Origin of the sequence: Prevotella sp. oral taxon 376 (assembly GCF_003043945.1) — a bacterium.
GTDB lineage: Bacteria > Bacteroidota > Bacteroidia > Bacteroidales > Bacteroidaceae > Prevotella.
The window spans coordinates 1,493,387-1,508,896 of sequence record NZ_PYXG01000001.1 but is presented as its reverse complement, the minus strand read 5'-3'; the positions used below and the strand labels follow the sequence as shown (position 1 = coordinate 1,508,896).

Sequence of the window (15,510 nt, the reverse complement as noted above, 5' to 3'; positions counted from 1 at the left end):
ATTATTTAGAGTTGTTTTTAGGTTCAAATCTCTTCATTTCCACGGAGTTGGCTATGATTGCACGCATCGCCCACACATCCTTGACATCGCCCGCGGCCTTTGCCTGAAGCATGATATTTCCCAGTGCGGTGCCTTCCTGAGGGCCGGCCATGACGGGAACGGCGCACGCGTCGGCCGTGAGCTGGTTGAGGAAATCATTCCTGGAGCCGCCTCCTATGATGTGCAGGGTATCGATTTCGAAGGGGGCAAACTCTTTCAGATAGCCGAAGATCTCGCCGTAGCGCCGCGCCAGAGAGTCGAAGACGCAGCGGCAGATGGCGGCGGGACTCTCCGGGACGGGACATCCGTGCTCCCGGCAATAGGTCTGGATGGCACCGACCATGGAGTCAGGATTGACAAAACACGGGTCATCGGGATTGATAAAGCTGTGGTTTTCGCTCAGCGACATGGCTTCCTGCTGGAGTTCCTTGTGCCCCTTGCTGCGTGTTTCCGGCCATTCCCGGCGACAGCGCTCATAAATCCACATGCCGCAGATATTCTTCAGGAATCGCGTGGTTCCCTCGATTCCGCCCTCGTTGGTGAAGTTCAGCTCATAGCTGCGCTCGTTGATGATGGCCTTCGGGCTCTCTATGCCCATCAGGCTCCATGTGCCGGAGCTCAGATAGGCGAAGTTCCGGTTCCTGGCCGGTACGGCTGCCACGGCACTCGCGGTGTCATGTCCCGCCACGGCGACGACGGGCACGGCTCCCAGCCCTGTCAGTTTCTGCACCTCGGGAGTGAGAGTACCCGCCACGGTGGCAGGGTTTGTCATACGGCCGAACCGTCCGCGACTCAGCCCGATACTCTTCAGGATGTCTTCGTCGAGGTCTTCGGTTTCGGGATTCAGCATCTCCGAGGTAGACGCGATGGTGTATTCGCAGATTTTCTTTCCCGTCAACAGATAGACCAATGCATCAGGCATAAAGAGGAAGGAGGCCGCATGCTCAAAGGCAGAATTACGCGACTGCCGCATGCAGTAGAGCTGAAAAAGGGAGTTGAAGTTCATGAACTGGATGCCCGTGCGGCGGTAAACCTCCTCTCTCGGCATCACCTCCGCAAAGTATTTCTCCATCATATCGACCGTGTGGAGGTCGCGATAAGAAAGCGGATTGCGCAACACCTGACCGTCCTGCCCGACGCAGACGAAATCGACGCCCCAGGTGTCGATGCCGATGCTTTGTATCTCTATCTGCTGCTCCTTCACCTTTCTCAGGCCCTTGATCACCTCATGATAGAGGGCGAAGAGGTCCCAGTAGCAGAAACCGCCGACCTCGATGATGGGGTTGTCAAAGCGTGTCAGCTCATCCAGTTCCACCTTGTCCTCGGTCAGTCGGCCGAGGATCGTCCGCCCGCTTGTGGCTCCCAAGTCCACCGCAAAAAAGTATTTCATGTGTATTATGTTTATCTAAAATGGTATATACCCTGCAAATATAGGGATAAAAATCAAGAAACAGAAATTTAAGAGAGAATATTTATCCATCGTCAGGATAAAAGTTGCGCAACCTTTTCACCGCTTCCCGCCTGACAAAATCGGCGAGATTGAACGACAAAATCGGCGAAATCGTCGCACGAAATCGCCGAGATTGTCAAACAGGAGACGGCCTTTCGGAAAACGGGGAGCTGTCTCCCGCCATTTTTCCTGCCGTTTTTAGGTTTTCCCCAACCCGCAAACACGGGAAAGAAGCCCTATCCTTGGCTTCCTTCCCGTGTCTTTCTTCCCTTCCTTACAGGGAAAGGCGTCGGCCGATTTAGATGATGCTGGTCTTCCTGGTCCACTCCAGAATCTCGGGAATATACCCGAAGGCAAGCCCCGTAACGGTGTCGGCGCAACCGTAGTACACGGCCACGCGGCCGGTCTCGGGGTCGTGAACCTCGGCACAGGGGAAGCAGACATTAGGCACATCGCCCGTGAGCTCATACTGCGTCTGCGGCGAGATGAGATAGGGGCCGGAGCGGTAGATGGCCTTCCAGGGCTGCTCCAGGTCGAGCAGGGCTGAGCCGAAACTGTAGACATAGCCGTTGCAGGAGCGCAGAACACCGTGATAGAACAGCAGCCAGCCTTCTGATGTCTCGATGGGGATGGGGCCTGCGCCGATCTTCATGCATTGCCATGCACTCACCTCAAACGCCGCCGGTGCCATCACATGACGGTGGCGACCCCAGAATTCAAGGTCCGGACTCTCGCTGTAGAAGATGTCGCCGAAAGGCGTATGGCCTGTGTCTGAAGGACGGGAGAGCATGGCAAAGTTGCCGTTTATCTTCTTTGGGAACATCACGCCGTTGCGGTTGTAGGGCAGAAAAGCGTTCTCTAGCTGATGGAAAGTTACGAAATCATCGGTCCAAGCCACACCGATCGTGGGACCGTGATAGCCGTTGCACCAGGTTACATACCAGCGGTCGTCGATCTTGCAGACGCGGGGGTCGTAGCCATAGACCCACTGCCCGATTTCCTGATTGTCGCACCGGAAGCGCAGAGGTTCCTCGTTGATGTTCCAGTCGACGCCGTCCTTCGAGAATCCCACATGCAGCACCATGCGGCGATTGGTGTCGTCGCAGCGGAAAACGCCGGCATAGCCGTCCTTGAAAGGTACCACGGCGCTGTTGAAGATGCTGTTGCTCGTGGGCAGTAAGTCGCGCGGGATGATCGGATTCCGGCTGCAGCGCCACATCACATTCCTGCAGTCTGTCGGGCGCTCTTCCCACGGCATGTTGGGGAGGGGCTGTCCTTGAATGATTAATTTACTCATTTTCTATCTTGTTTATATTGTTGTTATTCTTTTTTCTTGTCGGGATAGGTGAAGGGAACGAACCATGTGATCAGCAGTGCCGGTATCGTGCAGAAGAGCACGAAGATGAAGAAGTGGCGGTAGCCCAGCGCGTCGCTCACCACGCCGCTTATCATACCGGGCAGCATCACGCCGAGGTTCATGATGCCGGAGGCAAACGCATAATGGCTCATCTGGTGCTCTCCGGGGGCTATCTGCTGCATCATGAAGAGCGTCAGGCCCACGAATCCGAAGCCATAGCCGAAGTATTCGAGGGTGATGCCGCCGCCGATGAGCCACAGGCTCTCGGGCTGATACAGCGCCAACAGCGTGTAGGCCACGAACGGGAGGTTGAAGACCAGGGCCAGCTTGAACAGTGTGTGCTGCAGTCCCCGATGCGAGATGTAATACCCGGCGAGGATACTGCCCACGACGAAGGCCGCCGCGCCGAAGGTTCCATAGCAGAGCCCGATCTCCTGCTCGCTCATTCCAAGGCCCTGGTCGGCCCGAGACGCCTTCAGGAAGAGCGGCACGATCTTCATCACGAAGCCCTCTGCAAAGCGATAGAGGATGATGAAGGCGATATAATACCATATATGTTTCTTCTCGAAGAAGTCGACGAAGACCGCCCAGAGTTCCGTCAGGCTCTGCTTCAGCGTCATGCCTTCTCGGGCCTGTTTGCCGTCGGTGGGGAGGATGAAGAAGTGGTAAGTGCCCAGACAGCACATGATAACGCCGATGATGAGCATGATGATCATCCAGGCCTTGGCGACCCCGAAGGCATCGATGAAGGTTCCCGCAAGGTATACGAGACCGCCCGTGGCGGCAATCTTGGCAATGTTATAGAAGGCTCCCTGCCATCCTATCCACCTGGCCTGGTCCTCCTTTGAGAGCACGCCCATATAGGTTCCGTCGGCCGCGATATCGTGCGTGGCTCCGCTCATGGCAATCACGGCGAGCATCGCGATGGTTACCGCGAAGAAGCCCGGCAGGTTCAGGGCAAACGCCACGAGGGCAAACATAATGCCGGAGAGCACCTGCGTGAGCACCACGAAGAACTTCTTGGTCTTGTAAAGCTCCAGGAACGGACTCCAGAGAGGCTTCAGCGTCCATGGGAGCATGATGAGCGAAGTCCAGAAAGCAATCTGCGCGTCGCTCACGCCCATGCCTTTATACATCAGCGTACACACCATGTTCAATACCACGAACGGCATTCCCATGGCAAAATAAAGAGTAGGAACCCATGCGACAGGGCTCACCTTTTTATTGTTTAGTTTTTCCATATTCTTTGATTCGGGCACTTCCGTGCACCTTGCCTTTATTTCTTACAAGCCTTGAGGAGGTCTGCCTTCCCCTCGTTCACGAGCTTCAGGATAAGCTCGCCGAACAAAGTGTTCTGCCAGGCGAACCAAGGACGGGTATAATCGGACGCATTATGCACATTGAAACTCTCGTGCATCACGCCCGTGCCGGCGTCCGTGTCCATCAACATCTGTATGCACTGCCTGATCTCAGAGTCGTCTTTCGAGGTGAAGGCGCGCATCATGATGCTCATGGGCCACGCCATGTGGTAGCCCACATGCGGCCCGCCGATACCCTCGCCGGCCTCGCCGCGGAAGAAATAGGGGTTGTCCTCGCTCCATACGAAGCGACGGGTATTCTGATAGACAGGGTCGTCCCAGTCTACATCTCCTAAGTAAGACAGGGCCAGGAGGCTGGGCACATTGGCATCGTCCATCAGGAGTTGATTGCCGAAACCATCTACCTCGAAGGCATAAATCTTGCCATAAACCGGATGATTGTAAACCGCATATCGCGTCAGAGCCTCGTGCACCTCCGACGCGAGGTCGGCACACTCCTTGGCGAGGGCTGCTTGTCCATTGACTTTTTCCAGTATTTCCGAAGCCTTGTTCAGGCTGGTTACGGCCATGAAGTTCGACGGAACCAGGAACAGGAAGGTCGTCGCGTCGTCGGAGGGGCGGAAAACCGAGGCTATCAGGCCTACCGGCTTCACGGGCGCTCCCCATCCGCCGTTGTTCACAGTGTCGAGTGCCCGGTCTGTTACCCGCAGGAACTTATAGCTGCCGCGGCCGTCTTTACGCTGCTGTTCCTTGAATGTTTTGAGGATGATTCGCATCGTTTTGAGCCATTGTTCGTCGAAGATGCTCGCGTCGCCGGTAACTTTCCAGTACTCATAGGCCAGTCTGAGCGGATAGCAGAGCGAGTCTATTTCGTACTTGCGTTCGTGAAGTTCGGGCTTCATGTCGGTCTCGTCCTTCATCCAAGACCCGTTCGGGTCAGGAAAACGGTTGAAAGCATTGGCATAGGGATCAAGGCAAATACTCTTGAATTGCCGCAGGATGACCCCTTTAATCATCTGTTTCAAACCCTTGTCCTTATTTGCGAACTGAACATAAGGCCACACCTGTGCCCCCGAATCGCGGAGCCACATCGCGTGAATATCACCTGTATAGACGAAAGTGTCGGGCTTCCCGTCTTCATCGGTGGTAAAGTGGACGGTGGTGTCAAGGGTGTTCGGGAAACAGTTTTCAAACATCCAAGCGAGGTAGGGGGTATCTTTCAGGAGCTTCTTTACCCGCTTGATTTCCTTTTCGATGGCCTCCGAGCGGAACAGGCGGTCCGATTCCTTCGGACGCTTCGACACATATCTTGTGCTTACCGCAATGGCATCGATATACTCCTGGCCGTAGTCCTTCTGTCGGGCATTGGCCTGCGCATTGGCTATTGCAGGCATGGCAAGAGTCGCCAAGGCCGCAACAATCATCTTATTGATCAAATTCATTTTTCTTGTATTTACTTTTTCTGGGAATCAAAAGAGATCGTGGCTATGGACGATCCTTTCTGGCCGTACCGAACTTAGACGGCTTCGCGCCCATCACGAATTCCAACCGCCCACCCTTGACGATGTCGGCGTAGTCGATATACGACTTGGTGTACTTCCTGCCATTGAGCTTGCAACTCTGGATATACTTGTTGGCGGCACTGTTGTCGTGTGCTACAATCTCGAAGGTCTTTCCGTTTCCGAGGTCAAGCTTGGCGCTATCCCAGATCGGGGAACCGAAGATAAAGCGGCCGCCTTCAGGCTCCACCTGATAGAGCCCCATGCTGGAAATGACATACCAGGCGCTCATCTGTCCCACATCCTCATTGCCGCTCAGGCCGTCGAAATCGTCTTTATACATCGTGGAGAGCGTCTCACGAACCAAGTCGGCCGCCTTCCAGGGCTGTCCGACATAATTATACATATAAATAATGTGGTGGCTGGGCTCATTGCCATGGGCATACTGGCCGATCAGACCCGAGATATCGGGGGAAGCCTCAGCACCCATATCGCCGCTGACGATGAACAGAGAGTCGAGTTTGGACACAAAAGCCTTCTCGCTGGGGAAAAGGCTGACCAGGCCGTGCACATCGTGCGGCACGAGCCAATTATACTGCCAGGCATTGCCCTCAGTATAGTCGTCCTGTCGATGAACGGCATGGAACGGATTGAACGGCGTGCGGAAGTTACCCTTGGAGTCAACTCCTTTCAGGAAACAGTCTGCCGGATCGAAGAGCCGCCTATAGGATTCTGCCCGCTTCCGGAAGTATTCGTAATCGTCCTGATGGCCCAGGAGCTTGGCCACCTTGGCCACTCCGGCATCCGCGAGAGCGTATTCCAGATGCTTGGCAACGGTCTCGTAAGTGGGATCGAGGTCGAGCGGGATGTAGCCATACTGCTTATAAAGGTCAAGGCCACGGTCGTCTTTCATGGCCGACTGCCTCAAGGCCTGGAACGCGGCCTCTCTGTTTCTCACGAAGCCCTTCAACACAAGGTCGGCCAGAACTGCCACTCCGGGGTTGCCGACCATGCAGTCGGTCTCGTTTCCGACGAGATGCCACACCGGCAACTTTCCCTGTTCCCGATAGATATTCATAAAAGTCTTGGCCACATCCGCTGCCAGATCAGGATGGATGAGGGTCATGAGAGGCATCTTGGCGCGATAGGTGTCCCAGAGGCTGAAGGTGGTATAATTGGTGAAATCACCCTTGTGCACCTTGTAGTCAGCGCCGCGGTATTCTCCGTTCACATCGCTGAAGACCGACGGAGCCACCATCGAATGATACATGGCCGTATAGAAGATGCGCCTCGCGGTAGCGTCATGGGTCTGGATTTGTATTTTGCCCAGAGCCTTGTTCCAGGCGTTCGTCGCGTTCCTGACGGCACCGTCAAAGTCCCACGCGGGTATCTCGGCGTCCAGATTTATCTCCGCATTCTTCTCGCTGACGGCAGAAAGGCCCACTTTCACCAATACCGGCTTCGACACATCGCCGACCTCCAAGGTGAAGACATTGTCCTCACAACCCACAAACCGCACCTTCGTGTTGAACTTCGCGGCAAAATACACCTGCTGGTTCTTGGCCCAGCCCGTCGACTTGCGGTAACCCACGACCATGTCGTCGCCCACAGGCACGAGCTTGCAGGACGTCAGCGCATCCCAACCGATGCCATGTTTGAGATTCAGCTTCACGAATCCCTGCTTCCCCGTGAAGGTATAGCGATGGAAGCCCGCACGCCTGGTGGCCGTGAGCTCTACCTTCACACCGGCATCCTTCAGGTCTATCGCGTAGTATCCCGGGCGCACGGCCTCCTCCTGATGGGTGAAATATACGGAGTCTTGCTCCACGCTCTTAACGGGCAGGAAGGTGATGTCGCCCAGATCGCCGATGCCCGTCCCGCTCAGGTGCATGTGGGAGAAACCCAGCAATACATTGTCGCTGTAATGGTAACCAGAGCACCAGTCCCAGCCGCGAGTCGGCTCCGTGGGGCCCAACTGGACAAGTCCGTTGGGCACATTGGCTCCTAAGAACACATGCCCGTGTCCGCCCGTACCCACCCAGGGATTCACATATTGGGTGTAATCAACGGCTCCCTTGGGAGCTGCCTGCATAGGCGATGCCGCCACAACGGCAACTGCAAGAATCAATATTTTACTAATTAACTTCATAAATAGGTTTTTAATTTTGTCTACAAAGATAACAATTTAAGAGCATTTTTACCCTACCTTCCCGCTATTTTTAGTCTTAAAAACACTTAATTCGGGCCTTTTCATCTCAGCCGGCACAATGAGCACGGGAATTTGCCCTCGCCGCACGAGCTACCCAACTCCGCCATGAAAAGACCTGCCTCCCTATTTTTATCCGCAAACTTACCCCACGCATGCCCCTGTCCCATCCCCATGATGGCATGCGCAGGAATGTTACAAGTCAACCGAGTGCGGACTGAGCAAGAAACGCTTATGTCCAAGTGGAAAGGGTCCTGTCCTTTCCATGGGAGCGAACCACATGTCTTTAAAGATAAGATTATAACATTCGCAAACATAAAAGACCGTCTCGCCTGCTTTCGGAGACAGCGTTCTGCTTCCCCGGAGAGTTAATTGCTTATAGGAAACTATCATCAGCCGAATTGTTAAAAAACACCTCGCAGGGACGCGATGTTTTCAAGCGGAGAGGCAGTCGGCCGCAAAGATGGAAGTTTTGAGCCGATTTTATAATCGATTGATATACAGCGCCTTACCGCCAATAGTCGTTTTCCGGAACGCCGACAGAGACAAAAAGAGTTGCCGATAACGGCTTCCGGTCTTCCTTCTAACGGCCTTTTACCTGGCTTTTAACGGCTTATTGGTCAGCAGAAGACCGCTAAAAGCCATCCTTCTAACGGCCTTTTGGTGGAAAAACGGTCGCCATCCGGGGTTCAGAGGGGTGTCTATAGCCTTTTCCCCTCATAAAACCCAGCGGAAGAAAAGCTATTTCACGAATTTCCGGAGACATTTTCGAGGAAAACCTTTAAGTTAAAAATGTTAACGGGGTAATCATGACTGATCCCGCTCTTTCCGTGCAGGGTACCACTATGCCATGGCCCGTGTTTTTTCTTTTTCCTATAGGAAAAAACGCAAAAAGGCGAGGAATGACACTTTTTTTTATTAACTTTGTAGCCTAATAGCCGGTTTGCAGTAGAAAGAGCAAGCAACAAAGCGGCGATGAGAACGGGGCGGCGACAGCCCTGACGGCCGAGACGGAAAGAACACCTACACAATGAACTTCGAAGAAGTAATAGGACAAGAAGATACGAAGAAACGCCTGATGCAGATGGTGGAGGAGCGACGGCTGCCCCACGCCGTCATGCTGTGCGGCCCGACGGGCAGCGGCAAGATGGCCCTGGCCCTGGCTTTCGCATCCTATCTGTTGGGCGACGGTCCGATGCTGAAAAACTTCGGGCACCCCGACCTGCACTTCTCGTTCCCCGTCATCAAGCCCGCGGGCACCTCGTCAGACCACAAGATGATCAGCGACGACTTCATCCGCGAATGGCACGAGATGCTCGCCGAGGGGCCTTACTTCACCATGGACCAGTGGCTCTCGCACATGCGGGCCGCCAACCAGCAGGCCCAGATCGGCGCCGGAGAGAGCGACGCGCTCATACGGAAACTGAGCCTCAAGTCGAGTCAGGGCGGCTACAAGGTATGCGTCATGTGGCTCCCGGAGCGCATGAACGGCGAGTGTGCCAACAAGATTCTCAAGCTCCTGGAAGAGCCGCCACAGCAAACGGTCTTCCTCCTGGTCTGCGAAGAGCCCGAGCACCTTATCGACACCATCTACAGCCGCGTGCAGCGCATCGACCTCAAGCGCATCGACGACGGGGCAATCGAACGCGCGCTCGTAGAAAGGCGCGGCCTCGAGCCCGACATGGCGCGGCGAGTGGCACACATCGCGAACGGCAGCTGGCTGAAAGCCATCGAAGAGCTGAACACCGACAGCGAGCACCGGCAATTCCTCGACATGTTCGTCATGCTCATGCGGCTTGCCTACCAGCGCAACATCAAGGAGCTGAAAAACTGGACGGAGGCCGTCGCGGGCTTCGGAAGGGAAAAGCAAAAGCGGCTCCTGGGCTATTTCCTGCACATGACCAGGGAAAACTTCATGTATAACTTCCATCGCCCGGAACTCAACTACATGACCCGGGAAGAAGAGGACTTCTCGAAGAACTTTGCCCGCTTCATCAACGAGACCAATGTCATAGACCTATCGGAAACGCTGCAAAAGGCACAGCGGGACATCGGGCAGAACGCCAACGCGAAGATCGTCTTCTTCGACCTGGCACTCAATATGATCGTATTACTCTTAAGAAAATAACTCAACAGACAGGACATGGACTATAATAACTTGAAATGCAAGACATGCACCGGCTGCGACAGGGGCCTGTGCAGCAGGGGCTGCGGGCGGCAGGACCACCAGCTGAACACTTATGACTGGCTGGCCGATGTGCCGGGTAACAACCAGGTTACCGATCTCGTAGAGGTGCAGTTCAAGAACACCCGCAAGGGCTATTACCACAATGTAAACAACCTCGACCTGAAGAAAGGCGACACCGTTGCCGTGGAAGCCAATCCCGGACACGACATCGGAGTGGTTACACTCACGGGACAGCTCGTCAAATTGCAGCTGAAGAAAGCCAACCTGAAGTCGGCCGACGACATCAAACGCATCTACCGCATCGCCAAACCCGTGGACATGACCAAGTACGAGGAAGCCAAAAGCCGCGAACACGCCACAATGATTCAGAGCCGGCAGATAGCCAAAGACCTCGGCCTGCAGATGAAAATCGGCGATGTGGAGTATCAGGGCGACGGCAACAAGGCCATCTTCTACTATATCGCCGACGAACGCGTGGACTTCCGGCAGCTGATCAAAGTGCTGGCCGACACCTTCCATGTGCGCATCGAGATGAAGCAGATTGGTGCCCGGCAAGAAGCAGGACGCATCGGAGGAACAGGCCCCTGCGGCCGCGAGCTCTGCTGCGCGACCTGGATGAAGAACTTCTCGAGCGTGTCAACCAATGCCGCCCGCATCCAGGACATCTCTCCCAATCCGCAGAAACTGGCAGGCATGTGCGCCAAGCTGAAGTGCTGCCTGAACTACGAAATCGACAATTATATGGAGGCCAGCAAGAAGTTGCCGCCCAAGGATGTCGTCCTCCAGACAAAAGACAACGACTACTACCACTTCAAATCGGACATTCTCGCAGGGCTCATCACCTACTCCACCGACAAGAATCTTGCCGCGAACACCGAGACGATCACGGTGGAACGCGCACGAGAAATCATCGACATGAACCGCAAGGGCGAAAAGCCAATGTCGCTTGAGCACAACGGCAAGCTGAAGGAAACCGAGAAACCGGTAGACTTGCTTGCCGAGGCCGACCTCAGCAGGTTTGACAAAACCAGGAACAAGAGGAAAAACGGCAATAGGAATCGGAATAACCGGCACCCGAATCCGAACCAGCAAGGCAACCAGAACCAGAAAAGAAACAACACCAACCGCAAACCCAGAAACGACTCGAAGGAATAAATGAGAAAGGCGGCCTATACCTTATTAATATATATCCTTGTCCTATCGGCTTGCGGAAACAAAGTTTATGACCGGTATGAGCACACTCCCATAGGAGGCTGGGAGAAGAACGACACCCTCACTTTCCATGTCCCCAAAATGGCCAAGGCGGGTGTCTACCAGGAGGAATTAGGCTTGCGAATAGACAATTCGTTTCCGTTCATGCGCCTGGCGCTGATTGTGGAGACTACCGTCATCCCCGACTTCCAAGTGCTGAGAGACACCGTTACGCCGGAACTCGTGGATGCCCACGGCCGCTATACGGGCAGCGGCATCAGCCATTTCCAGTACACCGTCCCCGTCAGAGAGATTCATTTGAAAGAAGGAGACAGCCTCCGCATCTGCATCCGGCACGACATGAAACGCGAAATCATGCCCGGCATCAGCGATGTGGGCATTATTCTTTCCGGGAAATAAGAGCCGGCGACCCGTCAGGTTCTTACCAGATTTCGTGCCGCGTCTATTCGCAGGAAGATGAAGAGCAGGAAAGTGAAGCCCCACAGGGAGCTTCCTCCATAGCTGAAGAACGGCAACGGAATGCCGATGACGGGGGTAAGGCCAAGCACCATGCCCACATTGATAAAGACATGGAACAAGAAAATGCTCAACACGCAGTAGCCATATATCCGCCCAAACTTGAAGGGCTGCCGCTCTGCTAAATATATTAGCCTCAATATCAAGGCGAGGAATAGCAGCAGAACTCCCGCAGAACCCAGGAATCCCTCTTCCTCTCCGACCGTGCAGAAGATAAAGTCAGTGTCCTGTTCGGGGACGAATTTCAGCTTTGTCTGCGTCCCGTTCAGGAATCCCTTGCCCTTCAAGCCTCCGGAACCGATGGCTATCTCGCTCTGGTGCACATTATATCCAGCTCCCGCAAGGTCTTCGTCCAGTCCCAGAAGCACATTGATCCTCACCCGCTGATGGGGCTTCATCACATTGTTGAGCACATAGTCGGCAGAATAGAAGAATACCATGGAGCCTAACGCAAACAGCGCGATGTAGAGGAAATTGCGGATCCTCGAAGACAAGGACTGATACACCAGGTAGCCTATCATGAATATCGTCAGCCCAATCTGCACCCATGTAATATCAAAATGGATGACATACTCGGAGAAAAACAGGAAGAGCAAGGTGATTCCCAGGCAGCCTCCAAGGAGTATCCGACCCCTCTTCTTGTCCCTGCAATACATATAGACGAGGGCGGAAGAGAAAACCTGTATCAAGAGAAGCACCACAAACTTGCCCACGGAAGTCGGCGTATCCCAGAGCAAAAGCTCCTCAAACTTCACTCCCACCACGAAATATATGATCATCGCAACTGCCGCGAAAAGGATGCTCCCGGTCATTCCCTCCCGATAGAACATGAGGAAGAAGGAGAAATACACCAAGGCCGAGCCCGTCTCGTTCTGCCCGATGATACAAGCCACAGGAAGCAATACGATGCCTACGGCTAAGGCAAAATCCTTCCAGTGGTGTATATTAAAGTCATAGGCACTCATGAACTTCGCCACCGCCAGCGCCGTGGTGAACTTCGCAAATTCGGCCGGTTGCAGGCGCAATGGCCCCAACACGAGCCACGACCGCGATCCCTTGATCGTATGGGGATTAAATATCGTCAGGAAAACAAGCAGCACCAAGAGGAAATAAAACACATACGAATAGGTTTCATAGAAGCGGTCGTCTATCATCAGCAGCACAAATCCCAGCGCAATGGATGTGCCAATCCAAACAATCTGCATACCCGAACGGGAGCTGAAACTAAGGATGTCGGTGTCTCCATAGGTATAACTGGCGCCACAGACGCTCATCCAGCCCAAGGCCAGAAGGGCCAGATAGATGCCCACCGTCCACCAGTCGATGGAGCGGATGATACCACTCGACTTATCGGTTCGCCTTGCCATATCCTATTCTCCTTTTCTGAAGGGCCTCGGCTTCCTTCTGCGCGGCAGCGGAAAGCTTGCCCGAAAGATACTGTTCGAACAGCACACCGGCAATGGGAACGGCAAAGTCGGCCCCGAATCCGCCGTTCTCCACATATACCGCAATGGCTATCCTGGGGTTGTCCATAGGCGCAAAGCCCATGAATACAGAGTGATCCTGTCCCCTGTTCTGGGCCGTACCGGTCTTTCCACAAATGTCATAGGGAAGATGGCCGAGCCATTTACAGGTTCCGCCAAGCACCGATGAGCGCATTCCCTGCACGACATAGTTGTACGAACGCTTGCTGGCCTTCGTGTATTGCTTACTCGTAAACGCCGTGTCCAGAAGTTCCCCCTGCACTTTTCGCACTATATGCGGACGATAATAGTAGCCGCGATTCGCAATGGTCGCACCCAGATTGGCAATCTGCAGAGGCGTGAGGTTCACCTCGCCCTGACCGATAGAGATGGAAATCACTGTCAGCCCGTTCCACGAACCCTTATAAGCCCTGTCGTAGAAAGTGGCATTGGGAATCAGTCCTCGCTTCTCGCCGGGGAGGTCGATGCCAAGCTTATAACCGAACCCCATGCTCACCATGTAGTCTCGCCATGTGTTCATGGCTTCCTGGACATTCTTGTATTTACGACGGTTGCCCATCATATAGTAGAGTCCCCAGCAGAAATAGGCGTTACAGGAAGTGCTGATGGCATGCACCAAGTTGAGTGGCGACGCGTGCCCGTGGCACCCCACATGCAATCCGCGATAATAAAAACCATGGTGGCACGGGAACATCGTGCCGGGAGAAATGATGCCTTCGGTCATATAAGTCAGGCCCTGAGAGGTCTTGAAGGTAGACCCCGGGGGATATTGCCCCATGATGGCGCGGTTGAGAAGGGGCTTCCACACATTGCGTGAAAGCACCTTGTGTGTCTGGCTTCTTTGCCGGCCCACCATCGAACGGGGATCATAAGCCGGCGACGAGACCATCGCCAAGACCTCTCCGGTGGAAGGTTCGATAGCAACAATAGCGCCAATTTTCCCTTCGAGCATCCGTTCGCCAAGAGCCTGGAGGTCGAGGTCGATACTCAAGGTGATGTCTTTCCCTGCCACAGGACGCGTGTCCAACTTCCCGTCCTGATAGCTTCCCTGAATTCTTCCGTGGGCATCACGGAGCATAATCTGCACTCCCTTGACGCCACGGAGCTGCTTCTCGTAAGAGCGTTCCACACCCAGCTTGCCGATATAATCGCCCGCCTGATAATAGTCGTCGCCCTCTATGTCGCTTTCAGAAACCTCACCCACATCGCCTAACACATGTGCCGCATAGGGATACTGATACTGACGGATGCTTCGTTTCTGAACATAAAAGCCGGGAAAACGGAACATTTTCTCACGGAACACACTGAATTCCTGGTCCGAAAGCTGGCTCATAAAAAGCTGCCGGGTAAACCTTGAATAGCCCGGATTCTTGTTCCGGTCCTTGATTTCGTCCATCCGACGGATGAAGAAAGCCTTCGTAATGCCCAATGTCTCGCAGAACTCAAGCGTGTCCAGACGGTCTTTCTCCTCGTTCATTACGACCATGATGTCGTAAGCCGGCTGATTATAAACCATCAGTTTGCCGCTGCGATCCTTGATCAGGCCCCGTGAGGGATACTCTATTTTCTTCAGGAAAGCATTGGAGTCGGCGTTCTTCTTGTAGTCATCACTCAACAGCTGCAGGGTAAACAGACGGACAATATAGACGACCACGATTGCCACGGCCACTCCTCCTATTACCAAACGGCGGTTTGAGAGATTGAAGTCTTTCATCTTTTACGCAAATTCTCAATGGCAAGAACCAGAAGAACCGTCAGCGCCGCACTGCCTCCGACGCACTCCAACCACTGCAACCAGTTGAAGAAACTGAAGGTCTCGACGGTAAAGAAAACGACACAATACACCACCACAAGGATGGCGGCGTAATAGAGAAACTTTGCAAATCCGAAAGTCTTCATCGACGGCTGCAGGTCCTCGGCACTATCACGATTGAGAAACATCATGAGCACATGAGGCTGGAGAAATCCCAGAAAGGTCATCGAGGCGGCAGCAACACCGGGCGTATTAGAGAAAATATCAACCAGGAGTCCCATCAGGGAGCTTATCAGCAGGATGCCCCAACGGGGGAAGTTCCTGCGAAAAAGCAGAACCACATACACATACAACAAGGGCGTGGCACAGTCAAAGAGGTGGATATGATTCAACACCAGAACCTGCGCCAGCAAGAGAATCACAAAAAGCAGAATACCTTTCAGAAATTTCAGATTCATCCTTTACGCTTGTTATTCAGCCTGTTATG

Annotated in this window: 11 protein-coding genes; 3 read left to right on the top strand and 8 right to left on the bottom strand. The window is 54.0% G+C overall.

All coding sequences use genetic code 11. The features are described from left to right. Nucleotide 1: 1 nt before the first annotated feature. From C7120_RS06515 to C7120_RS06495, 5 genes are all read right to left on the bottom strand, one after another. Nucleotides 2-1,429 (bottom strand): rhamnulokinase family protein, encoded by a 1,428-nt coding sequence (locus C7120_RS06515; protein WP_107620852.1) that lies wholly within the window; start codon nucleotides 1,427-1,429, stop codon nucleotides 2-4. Between the two features lie 358 nt (nucleotides 1,430-1,787). After that, the gene (locus C7120_RS06510) at nucleotides 1,788-2,786 is read right to left on the bottom strand and encodes a glycoside hydrolase family 130 protein (RefSeq protein WP_107620851.1); all 999 of its coding nucleotides are present in this window, start codon (nucleotides 2,784-2,786) and stop codon (nucleotides 1,788-1,790) included. Between the two features lie 23 nt (nucleotides 2,787-2,809). After that, nucleotides 2,810-4,087, bottom strand: a complete 1,278-nt coding sequence (locus C7120_RS06505; protein WP_107621419.1) for an MFS transporter — start codon at nucleotides 4,085-4,087, stop codon at nucleotides 2,810-2,812. Nucleotides 4,088-4,122: 35 nt separating this feature from the next. Continuing rightward, nucleotides 4,123-5,607: a glycoside hydrolase family 125 protein gene (locus tag C7120_RS06500; RefSeq protein WP_107620850.1), complete on the bottom strand. Its 1,485-nt coding sequence runs from the start codon at nucleotides 5,605-5,607 to the stop codon at nucleotides 4,123-4,125. 43 nt (nucleotides 5,608-5,650) lie between these two features. Then, nucleotides 5,651-7,813: a GH92 family glycosyl hydrolase gene (locus tag C7120_RS06495; protein WP_107620849.1), complete on the bottom strand. Its 2,163-nt coding sequence runs from the start codon at nucleotides 7,811-7,813 to the stop codon at nucleotides 5,651-5,653. Between the two features lie 1,087 nt (nucleotides 7,814-8,900). Between C7120_RS06495 and C7120_RS06490 the strand changes: the two genes are divergently transcribed. Genes C7120_RS06490 through C7120_RS06480 form a run of 3 tightly spaced genes read left to right on the top strand, consistent with a single transcriptional unit; the run spans nucleotide 8,901 to nucleotide 11,669 of the window. Beyond that, a complete protein-coding gene (locus C7120_RS06490) occupies nucleotides 8,901-9,998 on the top strand; it encodes a DNA polymerase III subunit delta (protein ID WP_107620848.1) in 1,098 nt (365 codons plus the stop codon). A gap of 15 nt (nucleotides 9,999-10,013) precedes the next feature. Continuing rightward, the gene (locus tag C7120_RS06485; protein WP_107620847.1) at nucleotides 10,014-11,213 is read left to right on the top strand and encodes a regulatory iron-sulfur-containing complex subunit RicT; all 1,200 of its coding nucleotides are present in this window, start codon (nucleotides 10,014-10,016) and stop codon (nucleotides 11,211-11,213) included. After that, nucleotides 11,214-11,669 (top strand): gliding motility lipoprotein GldH, encoded by a 456-nt coding sequence (locus C7120_RS06480; protein ID WP_107620846.1) that lies wholly within the window; start codon nucleotides 11,214-11,216, stop codon nucleotides 11,667-11,669. 14 nt (nucleotides 11,670-11,683) lie between these two features. Here the strand turns inward: C7120_RS06480 and rodA are convergent, their stop codons facing one another. Genes rodA through mreD form a run of 3 tightly spaced genes read right to left on the bottom strand, consistent with a single transcriptional unit; the run spans nucleotide 11,684 to nucleotide 15,481 of the window. Beyond that, nucleotides 11,684-13,153: a rod shape-determining protein RodA gene (gene rodA / locus C7120_RS06475; protein ID WP_107620845.1), complete on the bottom strand. Its 1,470-nt coding sequence runs from the start codon at nucleotides 13,151-13,153 to the stop codon at nucleotides 11,684-11,686. Further along, the gene (gene mrdA / locus C7120_RS06470; protein WP_107620844.1) at nucleotides 13,134-14,984 is read right to left on the bottom strand and encodes a penicillin-binding protein 2; all 1,851 of its coding nucleotides are present in this window, start codon (nucleotides 14,982-14,984) and stop codon (nucleotides 13,134-13,136) included. Before mrdA ends, rodA begins: the two co-directional genes overlap by 20 nt. After that, nucleotides 14,981-15,481: a rod shape-determining protein MreD gene (gene mreD, locus C7120_RS06465; RefSeq protein ID WP_107620843.1), complete on the bottom strand. Its 501-nt coding sequence runs from the start codon at nucleotides 15,479-15,481 to the stop codon at nucleotides 14,981-14,983. Before mreD ends, mrdA begins: the two co-directional genes overlap by 4 nt. Nucleotides 15,482-15,510: the final 29 nt, after the last annotated feature.

Coding starts and splice junctions, on each gene's coding strand:
- C7120_RS06515 (WP_107620852.1), bottom strand. CDS start 1,429: ATGAAATACTTTTTTGCGGTGGACTTGGGAGCCACAAGCGGGCGGACG.
- C7120_RS06510 (WP_107620851.1), bottom strand. CDS start 2,786: ATGAGTAAATTAATCATTCAAGGACAGCCCCTCCCCAACATGCCGTGG.
- C7120_RS06505 (WP_107621419.1), bottom strand. CDS start 4,087: ATGGAAAAACTAAACAATAAAAAGGTGAGCCCTGTCGCATGGGTTCCT.
- C7120_RS06500 (WP_107620850.1), bottom strand. CDS start 5,607: ATGAATTTGATCAATAAGATGATTGTTGCGGCCTTGGCGACTCTTGCC.
- C7120_RS06495 (WP_107620849.1), bottom strand. CDS start 7,813: ATGAAGTTAATTAGTAAAATATTGATTCTTGCAGTTGCCGTTGTGGCG.
- C7120_RS06490 (WP_107620848.1), top strand. CDS start 8,901: ATGAACTTCGAAGAAGTAATAGGACAAGAAGATACGAAGAAACGCCTG.
- C7120_RS06485 (WP_107620847.1), top strand. CDS start 10,014: ATGGACTATAATAACTTGAAATGCAAGACATGCACCGGCTGCGACAGG.
- C7120_RS06480 (WP_107620846.1), top strand. CDS start 11,214: ATGAGAAAGGCGGCCTATACCTTATTAATATATATCCTTGTCCTATCG.
- rodA (WP_107620845.1), bottom strand. CDS start 13,153: ATGGCAAGGCGAACCGATAAGTCGAGTGGTATCATCCGCTCCATCGAC.
- mrdA (WP_107620844.1), bottom strand. CDS start 14,984: ATGAAAGACTTCAATCTCTCAAACCGCCGTTTGGTAATAGGAGGAGTG.
- mreD (WP_107620843.1), bottom strand. CDS start 15,481: ATGAATCTGAAATTTCTGAAAGGTATTCTGCTTTTTGTGATTCTCTTG.